At 57.9% G+C, this 6,222-nt stretch carries 7 protein-coding genes; 4 read left to right on the forward strand and 3 right to left on the reverse strand.

Going from position 1 to position 6,222, the window contains the following annotated elements:
* Positions 1-342: 342 nt before the first annotated feature.
* A complete protein-coding gene (locus V7730_RS21685; protein ID WP_335749639.1) occupies positions 343-1,908 on the reverse strand; it encodes a 2-isopropylmalate synthase in 1,566 nt (521 codons plus the stop codon).
* Positions 1,909-2,212: 304 nt separating this feature from the next.
* Here V7730_RS21685 and V7730_RS21690 point away from each other — a divergent pair, with 304 nt between their 5' ends.
* Together V7730_RS21690 and V7730_RS21695 are read left to right on the forward strand one after the other, a co-directional pair.
* A complete protein-coding gene (locus V7730_RS21690; protein ID WP_335749640.1) occupies positions 2,213-2,878 on the forward strand; it encodes an SDR family NAD(P)-dependent oxidoreductase in 666 nt (221 codons plus the stop codon).
* Complete coding sequence (locus tag V7730_RS21695) at positions 2,872-4,401, forward strand: cryptochrome/photolyase family protein (RefSeq protein ID WP_335749641.1); 1,530 nt, start codon at positions 2,872-2,874, stop codon at positions 4,399-4,401. The genes V7730_RS21690 and V7730_RS21695 overlap by 7 nt, the downstream gene beginning before the upstream one ends.
* A gap of 11 nt (positions 4,402-4,412) precedes the next feature.
* On the opposite strand, the gene V7730_RS21700 is transcribed toward V7730_RS21695, so the two are convergent.
* Both V7730_RS21700 and V7730_RS21705 read right to left on the reverse strand, forming a co-directional pair.
* On the reverse strand, positions 4,413-4,757 hold the full coding sequence (locus V7730_RS21700) for an antibiotic biosynthesis monooxygenase family protein (RefSeq protein ID WP_335749642.1): 345 nt from the start codon (positions 4,755-4,757) through the stop codon (positions 4,413-4,415).
* Complete coding sequence (locus V7730_RS21705; RefSeq protein WP_335749643.1) at positions 4,754-5,077, reverse strand: NIPSNAP family protein; 324 nt, start codon at positions 5,075-5,077, stop codon at positions 4,754-4,756. The genes V7730_RS21700 and V7730_RS21705 overlap by 4 nt, the downstream gene beginning before the upstream one ends.
* A 72-nt stretch (positions 5,078-5,149) precedes the next feature.
* On the opposite strand from V7730_RS21705, the gene V7730_RS21710 reads away from it, so the two are divergent.
* Positions 5,150-5,836: an ArsR/SmtB family transcription factor gene (locus tag V7730_RS21710; RefSeq protein WP_335749644.1), complete on the forward strand. Its 687-nt coding sequence runs from the start codon at positions 5,150-5,152 to the stop codon at positions 5,834-5,836.
* Between the two features lie 109 nt (positions 5,837-5,945).
* Positions 5,946-6,222 (forward strand): hypothetical protein (locus V7730_RS21715; protein WP_335749645.1); only part of this gene is annotated, 277 nt, incomplete at its 3' end.

Below are 6,222 nucleotides of genomic sequence, written 5' to 3' on the forward strand. Positions count from 1 at the left end.
TTTACGGCTCAATCATATCGCAGAACCAACGTCAGGGCAATTTTTAGAGGTGCCCCAATGCCAAGACAGAGGATGGCTGATATTCTCTTACCGAATTTCCAGATAATGAATGATGTGATCACCCCAACAAGGGCAACAATCCAAATCAAAGTAGGTGGAGCTCAGACACTCTTGATAAGTCAATTGGGTTCCAAATCTCTCTGCTCGTTGGAGCAGAGGTTAGGCCGATGTGCTTCGCAAAGCAAATGACGTTTTGTCCGCAGAGCGGACGTTCCCCTAATTCTGTGCGATCAATAAAACGAAGGTGTCCGAGGCCAGACGCGTATCCGGCCTCGGGTTCTTTTAGTTCGCGTCTTTGTAGTTGATCTCACGCTTGTCGGTGCCGCCTTTTTCGCGACGGACCAGCAGTCGGTTGAGCGCGTGGATATAGGCGCGCGCAGATGCGACGACTGTGTCGGTGTCAGCGGACTGACCCGTCACGATACGGCCGTCTTCCTCCATACGGACTGACACAGTAGCCTGTGCGTCTGTGCCTTCGGTGACGGCGGCCACCTGATAAAGCTGCAGGCGGGCAGAGTGAGGGACCAGCGCCTTGATGCATTTGAAGGAGGCATCCACAGGACCATCGCCGGTCTGTTCGGTGCTTTGTTCAGCATCGTCGATGATCAGGGTCATTTTCGCGACATTGGGGCCTTCGGTGCCGCAGACCACATGCATGGACTTCAGCTTAATCCGGTCTGCCTCGGGGTCGGAGGCGACACGCATCAGCGCGATCAGGTCCTCGTCATAGATTTCCTTCTTGCGATCGGCCAGTTCCTTGAACCGCACGAACACGTCCTTAAGCTGGTTGTCCCCCAGCTCATAGCCGAGGTTTTCCAGCTTGGAGCGCAGGGCCGCACGGCCGGAGTGTTTGCCCATGACGATATTCGTCTCGGTCAGGCCCACATCTTCGGGGCGCATGATCTCGAACGTTTCGGCGTTTTTGAGCATGCCGTCCTGATGGATGCCGCTTTCATGCGCAAAGGCGTTCTTGCCGACGATGGCCTTGTTGAATTGCACGGCGAAACCGCTGACAGACGCAACTCGGCGCGAGATGTTCATGATCTTGGTGCTGTCAACGCGGGTCTGGTAGGGCATGATGTCATTGCGCACTTTTAGCGCCATCACGACCTCTTCGAGGGCGGTGTTGCCTGCGCGTTCGCCCAGACCGTTGATGGTGCATTCCACCTGACGCGCACCAGCTTCGACCGCGGCCAAGGAGTTGGCGGTCGCCATGCCCAGATCGTTGTGACAGTGGGTCGCAAAGATGATCTCGTCCGCGCCCGGAACACGCTCAAGCAACATGCGGATCAGCTCTGCGCTTTCGCGGGGGGCGGTGTAGCCGACTGTGTCGGGGATGTTGATCGTGGTGGCCCCAGCCTTTATCGCGATCTCGACCGTGCGGCAGAGGTAATCGGCCTCTGTGCGGGTGGCGTCCATGGGTGACCACTGCACGTTTTCGCACAGGTTGCGAGCGTGTGTCACGGTTTCGTGGATACGCTCGGCCATCTGGTCCATATCAAGGTTGGGGATGGCGCGGTGCAAAGGCGAGGTGCCGATGAAGGTGTGGATGCGCGGGTTAACGGCGTGTTTCACGGCCTCCCAGCAGCGGTCAATGTCGCCGAACTGCGCACGGGCCAGACCGCAAATCTGCGCTGTCTTCGCCTGCTTGGCGATCTCGGACACGGCGGCAAAATCACCCTCGGAAGCGATGGGGAAGCCGGCCTCAATGATATCGACGCCCATTTCGTCCAGAAGCTGGGCGATTTCCAGCTTTTCTGCGTGGGTCATCGTGGCGCCGGGAGATTGCTCTCCGTCGCGCAATGTCGTGTCAAAGATCAAGACGCGGTCTTGTTTGCTAGTGGTCATGGGATTGTCTTTCTGTTGTCTGCTGTAGCTTTTCTTGGCGCGCGACACATCCCTCTGAGCGGGCGCGCCGGAGGGCACGCTCAGAGGCGGGCTAGCAGCAGGGCACGCAGCGATGGCGCAATCGGGTGCGCGAAGAACGGACTATGTGCAACGTTATTCATGATCATAGTTATAACGCGGCTTTTCCAGATGGGAAGGGGGGTAATCGTGTCTTTCTTGCCCTTACGTCAGTTGGCTGGGGGCGTGGGTAAATGAAGGCTATCGACCCGTTGAACCGCCGCACCTGCGTGCTAGTTAAAATTCAATGGAAAGAGTTTTGGTCGTTGGCGCCTCGGGCGGAATAGGTTCAGCGCTGAGCGCAGCTTTAAGAGCACAAGGGGCCGAGGTTGTGGGGCTGTCACGTTCAGGCGACGGATTCGACATCACAGACGAGGCCAGCGTTGAGATGCATCTGGCAAAGCTGGACGGGCCGTTTGACGGGCTGATCGTGGCCAGCGGCGCGTTAGAGATCGCCGGCGCAGCGCCAGAGAAGTCCATCAAAGCTGTGCGTGCGCAGGCTATGGCCGATCAGTTTGCGGTAAACGCAATCGGGCCTGCCCTTGTTATGCGTCATGCCGCACGGCTGTTGCCACGTGAAGGGCGTAGCGTTTGTGCCGTGCTGACCGCGCGGGTCGGCTCCATCGGGGATAACCGGATCGGTGGTTGGACCAGCTACCGCGCGGCCAAGGCTGCAGCGAACCAGATCGTACATACCACGGCGATTGAACTGGCCCGCACCCACCCCGAACTGGTCTGCGTGTCACTGCACCCCGGCACAGTGGAGACTCCGTTCACAGCCAAATATCTTGGAAGGCACCCCGCAGTACCTGCCGTAGATGCCGCGCAAAACCTGTTGCGGGTTCTGGTGGGCCTGACACCCGCGCAAACCGGCGGTTTTTTTGACTGGGCAGGCAAAGAGGTGGCATGGTGAGCCGTCTTATTCTTGTCTTGGGTGATCAGCTTTCAGAAAGTCTGAGCGCGCTGCGTGAAGCGGATCGCGAAGCCGACACTGTTGTGATGGCAGAGGTCGTCGAAGAGGCGACTTACGTGCGCCACCACCCCAAGAAAATTGCCTTGATCTTTAGCGCGATGCGTAAATTTTCCGCCGTGCTGGAGGATGCGGGTTGGACGGTCGCCTATAGCCAATTGGATGATACCGACAACGCAGGCTCAATCGTGGGGGAGCTTTTGCGGCGCGCCGAGCAGACTGGCGCGAAAGAGGTGATCTGCACAGAGCCGGGCGAATGGCGGCTGATCAACAAGCTGACCCATGCGCCCATCAGAACGCGTATGCTGCCGGATGATCGCTTCCTTGCCTCCCATGCCGAATTCGAAGCATGGGCTGATGGCCGCAAGGCGTTGCGGATGGAGTATTTCTACCGCGATATGCGCCGCAAGACCGGCCTTTTGATGGAGGGCGAAAAACCCGCTGGCGGGCAGTGGAATTTCGATCACGACAACCGCAAACCAGCCCCCGGTGATATCGCTCCTGAAGGGCCGCTAAAGTTCGGGCCTGATAACATCACGGGCGACGTTCTGGCGCTGGTTGAGGCGAAATTTGATGACCACTTCGGAGACTTGCGCCCTTTCTGGTTTGCAACCACACGCGCGCAGGCGCTTGAGGCGTTGGACCACTTCATCACCCACTCCTTGCCACGTTTCGGCGACTTTCAGGACGCTATGCTGCGTGGCGAGGAATTTCTGTTCCATGCAATTCTCTCCCCCTATCTCAACATCGGGCTGCTTGGCCCGCTGGAGATTTGTCAGGCGGCTGAAGCGGCCTACAAGAGCGGCCATGCGCCGATCAACGCGGTGGAAGGGTTCATCCGCCAGATCATCGGCTGGCGGGAATATGTGCGGGGCATCTATTTCCTTGAGGGACCAGAATACGCCCAGCGTAACGCCCTGAACCAGACACGGGATTTGCCAAGCGTCTATTGGGGCGGTGAAACCAAGATGGCTTGCATGGCTGCCGCCATCGACCAAACCGCGCGCGAAGCTTACGCCCACCACATCCAGCGGTTGATGGTGACGGGTAACTTTGCGTTGCTGGCTGGAATTGATCCGGGGCAAGTCGCGGACTGGTATCTTGAGGTCTATGCAGATGCCTTCGAATGGGTCGAAGCGCCCAACGTTGTGGGGATGAGCCAGTTTGCCGATGGCGGTGTGATCGCCTCAAAACCCTATGTGTCCTCTGGTGCCTACATTAACCGCATGTCGGACTATTGCAAAGGCTGCGCCTATAAGGTGAACCAGAAAACGGGCGAGGGGGCCTGCCCGTTCAACACGCTTTACTGGCACTTCCTTGACCGTCACCGTGATCGGTTTTCCGGCAATGCACGGATGGGTAACATGTACCGGACGTGGGATCGCATGGACGAGGACAAGCGCAAGACCGTGCTCGCCGATGCTGAGGCGGTGCTTGCAAAGCTCGACGCAGGAGAGGTCGTCTGACCGAACTGCCTCTAGTCGTGCAATGCTTTGCTATCATCGGGTGCCTCGTCGCGCTCTGACATGCCGTAGTCTCGCATCACGTGGGCCACGCGCAGGCGGTAGTCGTGGAACATCACTTCGCGCCCGGCTTTTTGTGCGCCACGGTGTTGGGTCAGCCGACGCCACTCATCGAGCGCCTCTTCGTCACGGAAGAAAGACACAGACAGCAGTTTTTCGGAGTTGGTGAGGCTTTGGAACCGCTCGACCGAGATGAAGCCGTTGATCTGCTCGACCAGCGGGCGCATCTCGGCGGCCATCGCCAGATAGGCGTCTTTTTTATCCGCATGCGGCATGACTTCGAAGATGACTGCGATCATTTGCTTTCTCCATGAGGGGCAGAGGCAAGGGTGAGGAATGTGCGGTCCTCACGCAAGAGGAACTTTTCAGATTGCGCAAAGTCGTAGTTCTCTCGGCCCAGTGGGTCGTTTGCTAGGCGGGCGCGGTACGCTTCGTATGCGGCCAATGAGGGAATGTTGTAGATGCCGTAAGCTAGCGTCGAAGAGCCTTCATGCGGCGCGTAATATCCCACAAGGTCGGCACCACAGCGCGGGATGGCCTGCCCCCAGTTGCGGGCGTATTGTTGGAATTGTTCCTTTTTGGTTGGGTCGATCTGGTAGCGGATGATGCAGGTAAGCATGGGGGTCTCCTTTGAGTTGATAACACTGTTTAACGCGTTGCGCGACGTGAATGCTTCGTCTACCGTCGAAGTATGAAAGAAGGTCTGGACATAGCCCGTATTGCTGCGCTGATCGGTGATCCCGCACGCGCGAATATTCTCAGCGCGTTGATGAGCGGGAAGGCTTTGACCGCTACCGAGCTTGCCTATGAGGCGGGCGTTACAGTGCAAACAGCAAGCGCCCATCTAGCTAAGCTTGAGGCAGGCGGGCTGACATCTGTGCGCAAGGCAGGGCGACACCGCTATGTCTCGTTGAGCGGACCAGAGGTGGCGGCGGTGCTGGAGGCACTGATGGGGCTGGCTGCAGGGAAGGGGCATTTGCGCACTCAGACGGGCCCCCGCGATGCGGCGCTGCGTGAGGCACGGGTGTGCTACAACCACTTGGCTGGTGCACGGGGCATTGCGATGTATGACGCTATGCTGGCGCGAGGCCATCTGATCGAACAAAATGATACAGTTTTGTTGAGCGCCGCCGGTGCAGAATTTGTCACCGCATTTGGTGTTGATCTTTCGGCGCTGGAAAAGGCCCGCGCGCCTGTCTGTCGTACCTGTCTGGATTGGAGCGCGCGACGGATGCATTTGGCTGGCGGATTGGGCCGTGCGATGCTGGTGCGGATGGAGGATCTTGGTTGGGCCAGTCGTGAAAGTGGCAGCCGTGTGGTCCGGTTTACACGACAAGGCGGCGTTGCGTTTGAGGCGCAGTTTGCCATTGATGCCTAGGTCGCGATCTTGCGTGCTGCGCCTGCTTCTATAACGATCTGACAAAGCCATATAAAGAGCAGCAGTCACAATGTCAGTTACCCCTCCCGACTTTCCCTGGTCCCCCGCAATGAATTCCTACGGGTTTTATTTTATTCCGGGCACTTACCGGAAACGCGAAGTATCGCAGACATTGTTGAAAGGCGAGGTGAACGAGCCGCGCACGCTGAGCCTGATCCAGCAGTCAAGCATAATTACTGTCGTCAGTCTCGCTGTCCTGCATAAGCTCATTCAATTGGCATCGTCCAAAGCTGACATCGGCGGACATTGCAGCGAAGGGCAGCTTAGTGCAGCGATTTCAACGGGTCGACGCAACACTTTAGTCTTTAGCCAAAGATGGAGTGATC

This window comes from Sulfitobacter sp. (assembly GCF_036961165.1).
GTDB lineage: Bacteria > Pseudomonadota > Alphaproteobacteria > Rhodobacterales > Rhodobacteraceae > Sulfitobacter.